This window comes from Paenibacillus sp. NFR01 (assembly GCF_900111565.1).
Classification (GTDB): domain Bacteria; phylum Bacillota; class Bacilli; order Paenibacillales; family Paenibacillaceae; genus Paenibacillus_AQ.
The window spans coordinates 475,927-490,347 of record NZ_FOIK01000003.1; the positions used below are offsets into that span (position 1 = coordinate 475,927).

General features: G+C 56.9%; 13 protein-coding genes. 9 read left to right on the forward strand and 4 right to left on the reverse strand.

All coding sequences use genetic code 11. From position 1 onward, the window contains the following. Positions 1 to 94 precede the first annotated feature (94 nt). Positions 95 to 487, forward strand: a complete 393-nt coding sequence (gene mscL / locus BMW84_RS16965) for a large conductance mechanosensitive channel protein MscL (protein ID WP_091070443.1) — start codon at positions 95 to 97, stop codon at positions 485 to 487. 30 nt (positions 488 to 517) lie between these two features. On the opposite strand, the gene BMW84_RS16970 is transcribed toward mscL, so the two are convergent. Both BMW84_RS16970 and BMW84_RS16975 read right to left on the reverse strand, forming a co-directional pair. After that, positions 518 to 943 carry a CBS domain-containing protein gene (locus BMW84_RS16970; RefSeq protein WP_091070445.1) on the reverse strand — a complete coding sequence of 142 codons (426 nt, stop codon included), beginning with the start codon at positions 941 to 943 and terminating at the stop codon, positions 518 to 520. A gap of 102 nt (positions 944 to 1,045) precedes the next feature. Continuing rightward, the gene (locus BMW84_RS16975; RefSeq protein ID WP_091070446.1) at positions 1,046 to 2,464 is read right to left on the reverse strand and encodes a VanW family protein; all 1,419 of its coding nucleotides are present in this window, start codon (positions 2,462 to 2,464) and stop codon (positions 1,046 to 1,048) included. 164 nt (positions 2,465 to 2,628) lie between these two features. Here BMW84_RS16975 and ftsE point away from each other — a divergent pair, with 164 nt between their 5' ends. The 5 genes from ftsE to BMW84_RS17000 all read left to right on the forward strand — a co-directional run bounded on the left by ftsE (position 2,629) and on the right by BMW84_RS17000 (position 8,558). Beyond that, positions 2,629 to 3,315 (forward strand): cell division ATP-binding protein FtsE, encoded by a 687-nt coding sequence (gene ftsE, locus BMW84_RS16980; RefSeq protein ID WP_091070447.1) that lies wholly within the window; start codon positions 2,629 to 2,631, stop codon positions 3,313 to 3,315. Further along, on the forward strand, positions 3,305 to 4,219 hold the full coding sequence (ftsX, locus tag BMW84_RS16985) for a permease-like cell division protein FtsX (protein ID WP_091070449.1): 915 nt from the start codon (positions 3,305 to 3,307) through the stop codon (positions 4,217 to 4,219). Before ftsE ends, ftsX begins: the two co-directional genes overlap by 11 nt. A 55-nt stretch (positions 4,220 to 4,274) precedes the next feature. After that, positions 4,275 to 5,534: a murein hydrolase activator EnvC family protein gene (locus BMW84_RS16990; RefSeq protein WP_091070451.1), complete on the forward strand. Its 1,260-nt coding sequence runs from the start codon at positions 4,275 to 4,277 to the stop codon at positions 5,532 to 5,534. A 104-nt stretch (positions 5,535 to 5,638) separates the two neighbouring features. Then, positions 5,639 to 7,105: a S41 family peptidase gene (locus BMW84_RS16995; protein WP_091070452.1), complete on the forward strand. Its 1,467-nt coding sequence runs from the start codon at positions 5,639 to 5,641 to the stop codon at positions 7,103 to 7,105. A gap of 145 nt (positions 7,106 to 7,250) precedes the next feature. Then, the gene (locus tag BMW84_RS17000; protein WP_091070571.1) at positions 7,251 to 8,558 is read left to right on the forward strand and encodes a PDZ domain-containing protein; all 1,308 of its coding nucleotides are present in this window, start codon (positions 7,251 to 7,253) and stop codon (positions 8,556 to 8,558) included. Between the two features lie 403 nt (positions 8,559 to 8,961). Here BMW84_RS17000 and BMW84_RS17005 read toward each other — a convergent pair whose 3' ends face one another. Continuing rightward, positions 8,962 to 9,621 carry a response regulator transcription factor gene (locus BMW84_RS17005; protein WP_091070454.1) on the reverse strand — a complete coding sequence of 220 codons (660 nt, stop codon included), beginning with the start codon at positions 9,619 to 9,621 and terminating at the stop codon, positions 8,962 to 8,964. 100 nt (positions 9,622 to 9,721) lie between these two features. Beyond that, the gene (locus tag BMW84_RS17010; RefSeq protein WP_091070456.1) at positions 9,722 to 10,885 is read right to left on the reverse strand and encodes a sensor histidine kinase; all 1,164 of its coding nucleotides are present in this window, start codon (positions 10,883 to 10,885) and stop codon (positions 9,722 to 9,724) included. A 271-nt stretch (positions 10,886 to 11,156) separates the two neighbouring features. Between BMW84_RS17010 and BMW84_RS17015 the strand changes: the two genes are divergently transcribed. The 3 genes from BMW84_RS17015 to BMW84_RS17025 are packed head-to-tail and all read left to right on the forward strand — an operon-like array spanning position 11,157 to position 14,410. Continuing rightward, positions 11,157 to 12,092 (forward strand): ABC transporter ATP-binding protein, encoded by a 936-nt coding sequence (locus tag BMW84_RS17015; protein ID WP_091070457.1) that lies wholly within the window; start codon positions 11,157 to 11,159, stop codon positions 12,090 to 12,092. A gap of 10 nt (positions 12,093 to 12,102) precedes the next feature. Further along, positions 12,103 to 13,260 carry an ABC transporter permease gene (locus tag BMW84_RS17020; protein WP_091070459.1) on the forward strand — a complete coding sequence of 386 codons (1,158 nt, stop codon included), beginning with the start codon at positions 12,103 to 12,105 and terminating at the stop codon, positions 13,258 to 13,260. Beyond that, positions 13,253 to 14,410, forward strand: a complete 1,158-nt coding sequence (locus BMW84_RS17025) for an ABC transporter permease (RefSeq protein ID WP_091070460.1) — start codon at positions 13,253 to 13,255, stop codon at positions 14,408 to 14,410. Before BMW84_RS17020 ends, BMW84_RS17025 begins: the two co-directional genes overlap by 8 nt. Positions 14,411 to 14,421 lie beyond the last annotated feature (11 nt).

Here is a 14,421-nt window from a genome sequence, read left to right on the forward strand (position 1 = left end):
TTTAATCATTGAATGCGGCCGGTATCCTTGCTCCGCATGATTATTTCGCGCAGATAGGCTATAATCGAAAAAAACAAAATCGGGAGGCTTGTCGATGTGGAAGGAATTTAAGGCGTTTGCGTTTAAGGGCAATGTGCTTGATCTGGCGATCGGGGTCGTCATCGGGACGGCATTCGGCAAAATCGTCAGCTCGCTGGTTCAGGATATTATCATGCCGGTCATTGGCATCATCGGCGGCGGGGTTAATTTTAAGGGACTTGCTTACACGGTGGGTAAATCGCCAATTACATACGGGAACTTCATTCAGTCCGTGTTCGATTTCCTTCTGATCGCCTTTTCGATTTTTCTGTTCGTTCGCCTGCTCGCCAAGATGAAGCCGGTTGAGCCCAAAGAGGTTCCGGCACCGCCGGTGCCGAGCAAGGAAGAAGTGCTGCTGGCGGAAATCCGGGATTTGCTGAAGGCCCAGCAAGTGAAAGAATCGGATTAGAACCGCTTCCTGAAGCCATCGCATCACTTCCTAGAGACGAACCGGAGTCAGGCCCAGGTCGGAGGGATAGACGACACCGGCAAAACGGCCGTTCCGCGTCAGAATCAGGCAATCGCTTTGGGCGTCGTCCGGGCGGCTTAACGCCAGCTGGCGCAGTTCGCCCAGCGTAGTGGAAACGTCCGTAACGAGCGGATGGCGGTTCATCAGCAAGCGTATCGGTTCATTGTAAAACGGGTCCGGCGAGAATTGTTCCGTAGCCTGCAAAAGAAACGCTTCGCTCATGACGAGGCCAATCGGCTCCTCGGCTTCGCCGCAGACGATAATGCATTTGGATTCCGGATGCTGAAACATGACGCGCAGCGTCTCCCGGCAGGTATGATCCGGCGAAACGGTCGGAGCGCTGCGGATCACCAAGGAGTGTTCGCCGCTCCGTCCGGCAGCTTTGATCATAATCATGGGTAACCTCCTTTCAAAGATTGCTCGTCTCAGAATAACATGCGTATATCAAGGAAGATGCTCCATAACATCAGGGACATGTAAAAATAAGACTCCCTTCCCTCAAGATCCTCTAACGCCATCCTCCACCAGCGGCCGTTCCGGCGTCTCCGACGGCAAGTTCCGGCTCGTTCCTCCGCGATTAATGGCCACGACCTGCTTTTGCGCCGGATAGACATCCCGCGAGAGCCGGGTTCGCTCCACCGCTTTGCCGTCGACATATTTGGTGATGTAGGTCTCGACCACATAACCGGATCTGCCCTTCTTCAGCAGACGCGTCCCTCCGCGTGGCAGCGAGGGGTCGCTGACGTAGCGGCTGGGCGGCGACAGAACTTCGACCGTACGCGAGTTCAGGCCATAGGTTACGTTTCTCGGAAAGGTACCAAAGAACTTAACCGTCAGGACGCGTCCTTGAACCGCCGTTTTGATGACAAGATATTTCCCTGTATTGTTGCGGAAGCGGAAGTTGATATAACCTTCGGAAAAAGTGGCATCCTGCCCCTTCGGCAAATACCCTACCGGCAGCGAATGATTGCGCCGCTCCACAATCTCCAGCCCGGTCCGCACGGCTGCATTATAAAGCGTGCTCGACACCTGGCAGATGCCACCGCCCGTCCCGGGCTGCAACTGTCCGTTCACGATGACCGGTGCTTCGCGGAAGCCGTATTCCGTCTGCGCCTTGGCGATGGCTTTGCCGTAGTCGAACACGGCCCCCGGAGGCAGAATCGTGCCATTCACGGCTTTGGCTGCCGATTCGACATTGAAGCTCCGGCCCGGCCCGCTTGCGCCGAGGGAGGTGCTGAACTCGACGATTTTTCGTTCAACCCCTTGGGCCTGCAGCGCCTCCAGCGTTACCGCAGGGTGCTTGACGCTGAGCGGGAGCTCAAGCGCAATCGCCGTAGAACCGGCGGCCGTAAGCTGCGTCGGCACCGCTGCCTGCAGCGCGCTTTCGAGCGCCGGCCAATTCACCTCTAAGCTGGTCGTTCCGGGCGTGTACAGCACCCGGTCATCGTCGCTGATCCGCCGGGTGGCATCGACAGGCAGCCCGAAGGACGCCTGTTCCCATGCCGGGCTCAGAATCGCCTTCAGTTTGGCGAAATCATAATGAACACTCAGCGCGTAGCTGCCCGCAAAGGTTCTCCGGGCATTGACGCGCCCCAGCAGCGAGCCCTCCTCCATCCGGTTCATTCGTTCAGTAAAAGCTTTTGCATCGTAAGAGACGCCGGCCTGCGCCAGCGTAACCGCCACGGTCGTACCGTCTGGCGCCGTCAGCCTCAGCGGCAGTGAGGATAAGGCGTTCAGTTGCCCGGCGAGTTCGGCGGATACAGCATCGATGCCCATTTTTCCGACATCCCACCCGGCCAGTACGGTCCCTTTCGGAACGGTATGCTGGCGAGTATATAGATAAAGACCGCCTGTCGTCAGCGCTCCGGCCAGCACCAGCGTTGCGGCAGCAATCAGCAGGACTTGAAGCTTTTTCATAAAGTAGCCCCCTTCGGCCGATATAAAAAGAAATAGCTAGTCTATGTATATGCCAAGCCTTCGTAAAACTTTCGGGTACTCAAGCGGTTACGGATTTGTTACAATAGAGACGTCTGCGGTTAACCGGCAAATATGGAAACAAGTCACAATCGGGAAGTGAGTATATGATTGAAATGCAGGATGTGTGGAAGACCTATGCGAACGGTACCCACGCGCTCCAAGGCGTGTCCGTCAAAATCGACCGCAACGAATTCGTATATGTCGTCGGACCCTCGGGTGCCGGCAAATCTACGTTCATGAAGTTAATTTATAGAGAAGAAACGCCGACCAAAGGTCAGATTTCCGTGGGCGGCTTTAATATCGGCAAGCTTAAACCGCGCAAAATTCCGTATGTCCGGCGCAACATCGGGGTGATTTTTCAGGATTACCGGCTGCTGCCGAAGCTGACGGCTTATGAGAATGTAGCGTTTGCGATGGAAGTCATCGAGGCGCCGAAAAAAATCATCAAAAAACGGGTCAACGAGGTGCTCGATCTGGTGGGCCTGCGCTCCAAAGCAAACCGCGAACCTTCGCAGCTCTCCGGGGGCGAACAGCAGCGCGTCGCCATTGCCCGGGCGATCGTCAACAACCCGTCCGTGATTGTGGCGGACGAGCCCACCGGCAACCTGGATCCGGAAACGTCCTGGGGCATTATGCAGCTGCTGGACGAGATCAATTTCCGCGGCACTACGATCATCATGGCGACCCACAACCGGGATATCGTCAATAAAATGCGCAAACGCGTCATCGCCATCGAGCAAGGCCATATCGTCAGAGACCAGTTGAGAGGGGAATACGGCTATGAATTTTAAGACCTTCTTGCGGCATGTGCGGGAAGGGTTCAAAAACGTATTCCGCAACGGCTGGATGTCGGTGGCGTCCATCACATCCATCGTAGTCTCGCTGTTCGTCCTGGGCGTATTTATTCTGCTGGTGCTCAATGTCAACGCCATTGCCGACAAGGCGGACAGCCAGGTGCAGATCAACGTATTCCTGTCGTTGAATATCGATCAGAAGATGACCGAAACGCTGGAGAATGAAATCGGCAGCATGCCGGAGGTCAGCAAGGTCGTGTTTATTTCGAAGGAAGAGGGACTGAAGCAGTTCCGCGAGGATATGGGGCCGGATGCGGCCGAGCTGCTGGGCAGCTTTGACGAAGACGCCAATCCGCTGCCGGACAAGCTCCAGGTCGAGGTTATTGAACCAACCACCGTGCCTTTTGTCGCCGATAAAATTGAAAAGCTGAACGAGACCCATGCCGAAAAGCCGATTTTCAAGGTCAACTACGGCAAGGGATCCGTCGAGACGTTGTTCAAAGTGACGAAAGCCGTGCGTAATATCGGGTTTATTTTCGTCGCAGGACTGGCTGTCGTATCGATGTTCCTCATCTCCAATACGATCCGGGTAACCATTCTGGCCCGGCGCAAGGAGATCGGCATCATGAAGCTGGTCGGCGCAACAAATGCGTTTATCCGCTGGCCGTTTTTCATTGAAGGCGCGCTGATTGGCCTGATCGGCTCAATTGTGACCACAGCCGTTCTGTATATCGGCTACAGCAGTCTGGAATCGTCGGTTACCGGGGACATTACGCTCGGGCTGCAGCCCGTGGCATTCGCAGACATTGCACCGATGTTGTGCGGTCTCTTGATTGGACTTGGTGTATTGATCGGCGTATGGGGAAGTACCGTATCGATCCGCAAGTTTTTGAAGGTATAGCCGTGTCGTCCACAGAACTTATTATTACTTGCGTATAAAGGATGGGGAGTGCAATTTGAAAAAGCTTGTTGCCGGAATAGCTGTTGCGTTGCTGGCTGTCACCATGCTGGGTCCCTCTGACGGATATGCCAAAAAAACGAGCGTCGCCGAAATCGACAAGCAGCTGAAAAAGCTGCAGGAAGAGGTTCAGGCGGCCAAAGCGGCGCAGGAAAAAGCCGAAGTCCGCAATCAGGAAGCGCAGCATTACAAAAATAAAACAACGCAGAACCTTCAATACGTGCTCGACCAGATCGATCAGGTCAAGGGCAAGATGACAACCATTTCCGATCAGATCGCCAGTACGGAGAAGTCGCTGACCGAAACGGCTACGGAACTGGATGCGGCGGAAGCGCGCGTGGAGGCTAGAGAAAAGCTGCTCGAATCCCGCGTCCGCCTGATGTATACCGACGGGGCGGTGTCCTACCTGGATGTGCTTCTGTCGTCGAAGAGTTTCTCCGACTTTCTGGACCGCGCCGATTCGCTGAAGCTGATCGTGAACCAGGATCAGGACCTGCTGGAGCAGCATAAGCAGGACGAAGCGACCGTCGTGGCCAAGAAGCAGGAGCTGGAAGGGCAATACGCCCAGGCGAAGGTACTGTATACGGAACTCGAAGCCCAGCGCAGCGTGCTGAAGGAGAACGAAGCCGAGAAGCAGGAGCTTATCGCGTATTACGATAAAGAAATTCAAGAATCGGACGGCATTACCGAAGAGCAGGATGCCAAGCTGGTCGAACTCGCCAGCCAGCGGTCGGAGCTCGAACGGCAAAAGGACAAGATCAAAGCCCAAGAAGCGGCAGCCAAAGCCAAAGCGGCCAAAGAAGCCGCCGCCAAGCGAGCCAAGAGCAACCATTCCAGCTCCAGCTCGTCGTACGCCGGGGGGAACGGACCGTTCCTGCTGCCGGTCGGCAGCGTACGCATCACTTCCGGGTATGGCAAGCGTACGCATCCGGTTACCGGCGAAGTGGGTAAAATGCATACCGGCGTAGACTTCGGCGTGCCGCAAGGTACCGATATCCACGCGGCCGACGCCGGAACGGTGCTTGTCGCCGAATGGTGGAGCGGTTACGGATATTGCGTCATCATCGACCACGGCGGCGGCGTCTGGACGCTGTACGGCCATATCCGCGAAGGCGGCATCAAGGTCAGTGTCGGGGAGAAAGTGTCCCGCGGTCAAGTTATTGCTGAATCCGGTGCGACCGGCCGCGTGACCGGCCCGCATCTGCATTTCGAAGTCCGCGTCGACGGCAAGCCGGTCGATCCGATGCCGTATCTGTAATTTTCATAGAAATCGGCCCCGCGGTATATACTGGAAGAGATGCGTTCCTTCGGAACGGATAATTACGCGTGACAGATGGACAAGAAGGGACGGTGGGGAAAAGTATGCTAAAGAAAAGTACGGCGGCGTTTATGATTGTAGCCGCCTTATTATGCGGCAGTTTGTTAACCTTGGCGGTGACCGGCTACGCGCATGTGTTCGGTGAAGCGGCGTCGAGCGGTGTCGCGGCGATCGCCCAAACCAGTGGATTAAGCGATAAGGAGTCGCAAAAGCTGGGTACGACGATCGATCTGATCGAAGGGAACTATTATCAGGAAGTGGATCGGCAGAAGCTGATCGACGGCGCGGTTAACGGAATGATGGAAGCGCTCGGCGATCCGTACTCCAATTATATGGGCAAAGAAACCGCCGAGAAATTCGAAGAGAGCATTGAGGGCTCATTCTCCGGTATCGGGGCAGAGGTCTCCTCCGAGAACGGAAATGTCGTGGTCGTATCCCCAATCAAAGGCTCTCCTGCCGAAAAAGCGGGGATTAAAGCCAAAGACATCATTCTCTCCGTGAACGGCGAATCGCTGGCGGGAATGGATCTGAATGATGCGGTCAATAAAATCCGCGGCCCGAAAGGCAGCGAAGCCACGCTGATGATTCAGCGCGCCGGCACCACCGACCCGATCAAATATGTCATTACCCGCGACGACGTGAAGCTGGAGACCGTCTATGCCAAGATGGGCAGCGACAAGATCGGCGTCATTGAAGTTACGCAATTCTCGCTTAATACGGCTGACCGGTTCAAAGAAGAATTAGCCAATCTGGAGAAGCAGGGCATGAAGGGGCTCGTGATCGACGTCCGCAACGACCCGGGCGGCGTGCTGCCGATCGTCATTGAAATGGCCGAGCAATTCGTTCCGGCCGGCAAAACGATCGTTCAAGTGGAAGACAAGGACAAAGCCCGCGAAGTCAGCAAGTCGAAAGGCTCCAGCAAAAAGTATCCGGTGGCTGTCCTGATCAATAAAGGCAGCGCCAGTGCTTCGGAGATTCTGGCCGGCGCGCTGCAGCAATCTGCAGGAGCCAAGCTGATCGGCGAAAACTCCTTCGGTAAAGGCACGGTTCAAACGAGCTTCGACAAGCAGCTCGGCGACGGTAGCCTGCTGAAGATTACGATTGCCAAATGGCTTACGCCGAACGGTACCTGGATACACGGCAAGGGCATCAAGCCCGACATTGCCGTGGCCCAGCCGGATTATTTCTCAGTGGCGCCGATCAATAAATCCGTGAAGCTCCAATACAATATGAACAGCACCGATGTGAAGAACGCGCAGATTATGCTGGGCGGCCTGGGCTACAAGCCGGGACGCAAGGACGGCTACTTCGACGCCGCAACCAAAGAAGCGGTCAAGAAGTTCCAAAGCGCCAGCAAGCTGAGCGTAACCGGCATCATCGACGCCAAAACAGCGGAAGCGCTGGAAAGCGCGCTGGTGAAAGCCATCCAGAATCCGGTCAATGACAATCAGCTGAACAAGGCGATTGCGGAAGTCGGGCAGGAGATTAAAGCAGCGGCGGCGAACAAGTAAGAAGGCTGATTTCAGCCTTCTTTTTTTGAAGATATCGGAAGGTATAAGCTTCACCGCTAAAGAAGCACCTGACTTGGCTTCGAAGTCAAAGCTACACTTTATGGGGTTTAAGCAGCCTGAAGGAGGGACGTACGCGTTGGATGTAATGACCGATCTGCTTGCCGACTGGGGCTCAGCCTGGATCCATCTGCTGATTCAGCCCTATTACTATATTGCCGTACTCTTTGTCATTCTTTATTTCCGCCGGCAAATCGCCTTGGAGCGCAAGCTGGTTCATGTTAAACTGCACAGCCTGGGAAGCGAGCTTTGGCGGGCGGTATGGAGCGGCGCCGTTCTGGGGCTGGCCGTCTCCTTGCTGGCCATTCTGCTCGGCGTTACAGTTTCAGGCACAGCTGTGGCCTGCATTTGGGGGGTCAGCCTGCTCTTGATGCTGATCCGCGTCCGCTACCTGTGCTTTGCCTACGCAATTGGCGTACTTGGCGTTGTGCAGCTGATTCTTACCTGGCTGCCGGACTCCCTGCAAAGCGGACAAGGCGGCGAGATCGTCACCGCCATCCTGGATATGGACATTCCGGCCCTGCTCGCGCTGGCTGCGCTGCTGCATCTCGCGGAAGCGCTGCTCGCACGCTGGCAGGGTCCGGGATTGGCTTCGCCGCTGTTCCTGGACGGTAAACGCGGCAAGGTCGTCGGCGGCTACCGGCTGGAGGGCTTCTGGCCGTTGCCGCTGTTCCTGCTCATCCCCGCCGGGACGGGGGCGGAGCATCTGCCGTGGCAGCCGCTGCTGGGCGGCGGCCTGGGGCTCGTCTCGCTGCCGGTGCTGATCGGCTTCAGCGAGACGACGCACAGCCGCCTGCCCGCGCGCAAGGCAGCCGCCACTGCAGGACATCTGCTGATCTACAGCATCGTCCTGCTGGGGTTGGCGCTGCTCGCACACTGGTGGAGCCCGCTCACCGTGCTCGCAGCGCTTGCTGCCCTCGGGCTACACGAAGGCATCCGGCTCTACAGCGGGCTGGTGGAGCAGGGCAGCAGCCCGCTGTTTGTGCATCCGCCGAGCGGCCTGAAGGTCCTCGCCGTGCTGCCCGGCAGCCCGGCGGAGGAGCTGGGGATCGCGCCCGGCGAAGTGGTCCTCAAGGTCAACGGCGTGGCGTTGACCGCGGCGGCGCAGCTGCATGAGGCGCTGCGCCTCAATGCGGCGTACTGCAAGCTCGAAGTGCAGAATCTGGAGGGCGAGAGCAAATTTCTGCAGCGCCCGATTTATGAAGGCGAGCATCATCAGCTCGGCATGATCCTGGCGCCGGAGCCGGATACGGGGCTGACGGCCGCCGCGAAGCCGGCGAACATCCTCGAGATCATAACGGCAAAGACGGGCACGCACCGCCGGGCAGGCGGGACGTCCGGCGGCGAACTGAAACGGCCGAAGCCGGGCGGCAAGCGCGGCACGGCGGAGATGTAAATGCCAGTGCCGGCATGGCTGCCATTGGCACTGGAGAAAAGATATAGGGCGCGTTCCGCCCAGCCTGAAGCGGCTGGCGGAACGCGCCCTTTGTTGGTTTGCTGGTATACGATCCCTTTCTCTTGCACGCAATTTGCTTCCATTTGCCCGACAGATCGACCGGTTCGCCTCCCTGCGCATCTCCACTTGCATGGTTACGGACATCAGCGCCGTTATGTATGCAGAAACAGCCAAAATTCGCTTGAAACGAAGAAATAACGGCGCTGAGGTCCGATAGATCAGGAAAATCACCATATTTCCAAAAATAGCGGCGCTCATGTCCGTTAGGTGCGATGACTGAGGGAGGGTAGGATTCGGAGCGGCGAAACAGCAGCTAAAGATCGCCCACGCTTACGCCACCCGCCTACGCCTGCTTCTGCTTCAAATAAAAGATCGCAATCTGCGTACGGTCGCGCAGGTTCAGCTTGCTGAGGATATCGGTGATGTAATTTTTGATCGTGCCTTCGCTCAGGAAGAGCGTTCCGGCGATCTCTTTGTTGCTGAAGCCGTCGGCAATCAGCGAGACAACGGACAGCTCGGCTTTGGTTAGGCCGAAGCCCTCCAGGGGATGCTTTGCGAGTACAAGTTCCGGAGTCGGAGCGGCAGGCTGCAGAAAGCCGGTCAACTTGCGGGTAATATCGGGGTGGATAAGCATATTGCCGTCATGGACGGTTTTGATGCCCTGCACGATTTTGTCGGGCGGAATATTCTTGAGGAGATACCCGCTTGCTCCGCTGCGCAGCGCCTCTATTATGTACTCGTCGTCGTCGAAGGTGGTCAGCATCAGCACTTTGATCTGCGGATAAGCCGCTTTGATCCGGCGCGTCCCCTCCACGCCGTCGCAGCCGGGCATGCGGATGTCCATCAGCACGACATCGACCTGTGGCAGCGCGCCAATCCGCTCCAAAGCTTCGTTGCCGTCCCCCGCTAGTCCGGCCACGCCGATGCCGGCATCCAGCGCGACAAGCACCTTCAGACTTTCACGGATAAACGGATCATCGTCCACTATCAGTACCTGAATCACGAATAACCCTCCTAGTGTGTTTTTTATAAAACCGGCGGCCACGTTAATCCAGCTTCCGCACTCGTCCAGATTTCATCTGCCTGAGCTCCAAGGCAAAAAACTACATCGCTTCTCCCGGATGAAACACCGGCAGCCGGGTAATGACGGCGAATTGCGGCGCGGTCACCACCTCGATCCGCCCGCCGACCATTTGCGTTCGCTCCTGCATGCCTTTTAGCCCCAGGCCGCCGCCGCTGCGCATTCTGCTGCAGTCGGCTTCATCGGGCAGCCGGCCGTCATTGCCGACCTCCATCGTCACTTCGCCTTCCATATAGTGGAGGGAGATGCTGAGGGCGGAAGCCTTGCCGTGCCGCAGCGCATTGGTGATCGCCTCGCGGGCATTGTTATAGAGCACCACCTGCTGGCTGGGATACAGCGGGTAAGGCATACCGCTAACCGCGTACGAGGTCCGGATGCCGGTGTCGCGGCCCGTTTCCTCCAGCAGCCGGTCCAGTGCATAAGCGCCCTCGAGCCGCGGCGCGCCGTGAATGCGGCGCACTGCAGAACGCATATCGTCCATGCTGGCGGCAAGCTGATCGCGGATCTGCCCCATCAGGGCCATGCCCTGCTCCGGTGCTACCGGCAAGGTGTGGATGGCGGCCTCCATCATCATTTTGGCCCGGATCAGCCGGTGGCCGATGTCATCATGCAGTTGGCGGGAGATGCGCACCCGTTCCTCCGTCTGCGCCGCGTCCTCGACCTGGGCCGCAAACTGCAGCAGCCGGGCGCGGGCCTCTTCCAGCTCGTAGTGCTTTTTACGCAGCTCGTCGTACAAATATTCGGTATCCTCGCGCCCCCGACCCGCGCCCAGCAGCAGTCCGTTCAAGGTACTGGCCAGCACGAACACGAGATTCACCGTGATCCGGAGCAGTGGCTCCCATGTCCAGCAAGCTTCATTCAGAACGGAAAGATGCAGCAGCGCGAGTACCGAGACCCACGCCGCCGGCCTATGCCGGGAATAAGCCAGCAGCGCGGAGATTGCCGGGAACAGCAGCAAAAAGCCGAACGTCCGGAACAGCCATGCCGAGTATAACAGCTCCATTACGGCAAACAGCCGGGACAGCGCCGTATCATTGCGGGTCCGGTCGCCGATGACGGCTATCAGGAGCAGCAGCAGAAAGTCCAGGACAAACCGGTCGTTGTCCATGCCGCTATAATAGTAGACGGCGATCAGGGCAGGCACGGATATCAAACCGTACCGCAGCAGCTTAAGGTTTCTAGACACAAGGAGTCAGTCCTTTTGGGCAGAGAATGGCTTCTAAATTTTTTATCGAATTGCTCTTATTGGTTTTGCTTTTATCGCATTGCATTTACCGAAGTTCCTTTACCGAATGGCCTATATCGAATCGACTAAATAGTTCCTTCTATTTTAGCATACCGGTCCTTGTGCACAGGATATGACTTTAGTCATCTCTGGAAAATGACCTTTCGTACCTGCCGCGCCGCTCCCCGTGTTTTACAATAAAGCCAAGAAGAAACAGAAGGAGCGATGTTCCATGGCACTTGCGGTGCTCAGCAATGTGGTGAAGCGGTATGATCAGAAGCTGCCGGTCGATCACGTCAATCTTACAATCGAAGAAGGAGAAATATTCGGCCTGCTCGGACCGAACGGCGCGGGGAAAAGCACGACCATCAGCATGATCTGCGGCCTGCTCAAAATCGACGGCGGCGAGATTCAAATCGACGGGCTGTCGGTGGAGAAATATCCGCTGGAGATCAAAAAACGGATCGGCCTGGTGCCTCAGGATCTGGCCTTATATGAAACGATGAGCGCCGAGGATAACGTCAGCTTTTTCGGTAAGCTGTATGGACTGCGCGGCAAGCTGCTCAAAGACCGGGTCAAGGAAGCGCTGGAGTTCACCGGCCTATCCGACCGCGCGAAAGAGAAGCCTTCGACCTTCTCCGGCGGCATGAAACGCAGACTCAATATCGCCTGTGCGATTATGCACCGTCCGAAGCTGATCATCATGGATGAGCCGACCGTCGGCATCGATCCGCAGTCGCGCAATCATATTCTGGAGTCGGTCAAGGCGCTCAACAAGATGGGTTCCTCCATTATTTATACCAGCCATTACATGGAAGAGGTCGCCGCGCTGTGCGACCGGGTAGCCATTATGGATAAAGGCCATATTATTGCCTGCGGTACTGAAGGCGAACTGCGGGCACGGGTGGCCCAGGAAGAAAAAATTGTGGTCAAAGCCTCGAACGTGACCCCGGAGCTGCTGAACGAACTGCGGCGGCATCCGCGCGTAAACCGGGTGGAGACTGCGGAAGGCGTAGTCGAGCTATACCTGCCGTCCTCGCAGACGGAGCTTCAGGATATTTTGTTTATATTCAGCAAACACGAAGGCGTCATTGCTTCATTGCATATTGAAGAACCCGACCTGGAGACATTATTCCTCAGCCTGACCGGCCGGACCCTGCGGGATTAAGGAGGCTGCCATGAACATTTGGACGATTATGCTGTTTGAGCTGCGACGTGTCGCGCGGTCCCGGACGTTTTTGCTGAACATGATTCTGCTGCCGTTGGTGCTGATTTTTATTCTGGGTGCATCGTTGTCCAAGGTGGTCGGCGTGGCGGATGATGCGGCCGAGATCGAGCGGGTGAAGGTGGCTATCGTAAATGAACCGTCTTCGGCAATGATCACGGCATTCCTGCACAACCCTGAGGTCAAAGAGGCGGTAACGCCGCAGGCCGTGGATAACCGAAGCGAAGCGGTAAGCGGGCTGCGGGCAGGGAAATACGATTATGCCGTCATCGTGCCGAATGGTTTCGACGCTGAAGTGCAGGGCGGAAGCCAGGCCAAGCTTGAATTTATTTTAGGAAAAAGCGCGGAGCATAACCGTGTAGCCGGAACCGTATTCGACAATCTGCTGTCGACGCTGAATTACCGGCAGGCTGCGGCCATTGCGCTTGGACCGGAGGTGCTGGCGGCCAGCACCGCTTCCGTTGAAGAACAGCCGCCCGTGAAGAACGGGCAGCTCAGCGAAGATGGCGGGACCTATTCCGCGTCGCAATTTTACGCCGCCTCGATGCTGCTGATGTTCCTGCTGTACAGCGGGCTGACGGTCACCCAATCGCTGTTCAGCGAGAAGGAGAACCATACGCTTACCCGGATCAGCTCGATGCCGGTCAAAGGCTCGCATCTGTTTATCGGCAAAATGCTCGGCGTCGGGCTGATTACCGTGGCGCAATGCGCGGCCATCGTGCTCTTGTCCCGTGGGCTGTTCGGCGTCTATTGGGGCAATCGCCCTGGACTGCTGACCGTATTCTGCCTGCTGATGATCATTGCCTCCATGACCTTTTCCATTCTGGTCTGCATGCTTACGAAATCGTTGTCGAGCGCGAATACGATTATCAACACATTCACCGTAGCGATGACCTTCATCAGCGGAGGGATGGCTCCGCTTCCGGATTCCTGGGTCAATTCCGTCGGCGCCTTTACCGTGAACCACTGGGTGCTGCAGGCCATGATCCGCATGATGCTGCACTCCGGGCTGGGGCAGCTGCTCCCCAATCTGCTGATAATGAGTGCGATTTGCCTGGTGCTGTTCAGCGCAGCGATTTTTTCGTACCGGAAGGTGGGTTACCATGGATAAAATATGGACGATAGCCTGGAACATGGTGAAGCGGATGATCGGCTCCCGCAGAGGGGTGCTGGTATATCTGGTGCTCCCAACCGTCGTCACCGCCGTCATTATCTCGATGACCAGCGGAGTCACCAACTCCAAAGCCACGATTCTCTATGTTAATCAGGATGAAGGCGCAGGCGGCAAACATCTACTTACCGAGCTCAGCGCAACCGGCGATTATGAGCTGGAGACGGTCGCCGACGAAGCGGCGCTCAAGAAGAGCATTACCGACCAGAAGGGGGCGGCCGGACTCTATATTCCGGCGAATTACTCGAACGGTCTGCTTGCAGGTGCTCAGCCGCAAATCAGCGTCTATGAGCTGAAGGTATCCGAGGATTCAGTCCTGCTCAAAATGAAGGCAGCCACTCTCTCGCAGGAAATGCGGCAGGCGGCAGCTATGGCTGCGGCAGGCGGAGAGGCTGCGGATGCAGGTGCGCGGTTTCAAGCGCTGCTGACCCAGGCGGAAGCCCATAATATCGGAAGCACACGCACCGACTATGACCTGTACCCTCGCGAGGAGCTGGGCGTCGTAACCGGTATGACGTTGATGTTCCTGATGGGGCTGGTCACCACGACCGTATCGATGATTATGAAGGACCGCAAAGGCCGGACGATGATGCGGATGTTCAGCGCCCCGGTGCGTGCGTATGAAATCGCCCTCGGCAATTTCCTCGGCAGTTTCTTTGTCGGCATCATCCAGATTGCAGCCGTGCTCGGCCTCGGCAAAGGCCTGCTGCATTATGATTACGAAGTGCCGCTGTATTTGTACTTCCTTGTCCTCGTGGCCTTTATCCTGGTATCCATGGGCATCGCCAGCACGGTGGCCGGCCTGGTCCGTAATCCGAACAACGCGGGCATGCTGAACTCGCTGATTCTTACGCCGACCTGCATGCTCGGCGGCTGCTTCTGGCCGCTGTCGATTATGCCGGGTTATATGCAAAAGGTTGCCAACTTTGTGCCGCAAAAATGGGCCATTCAAGCGGTGGACATCGCTGCCAGCGGCGGAACCTGGGCGGAGCTCTGGCGGCCGTTCGCCATCCTGGGCCTGATGGCCGCTGTGCTGCTGGTGATCGGTTCGGCCATTCTCCGGCCGAGCGAAGCCGGAATTAACGCCTAACGATTTACATT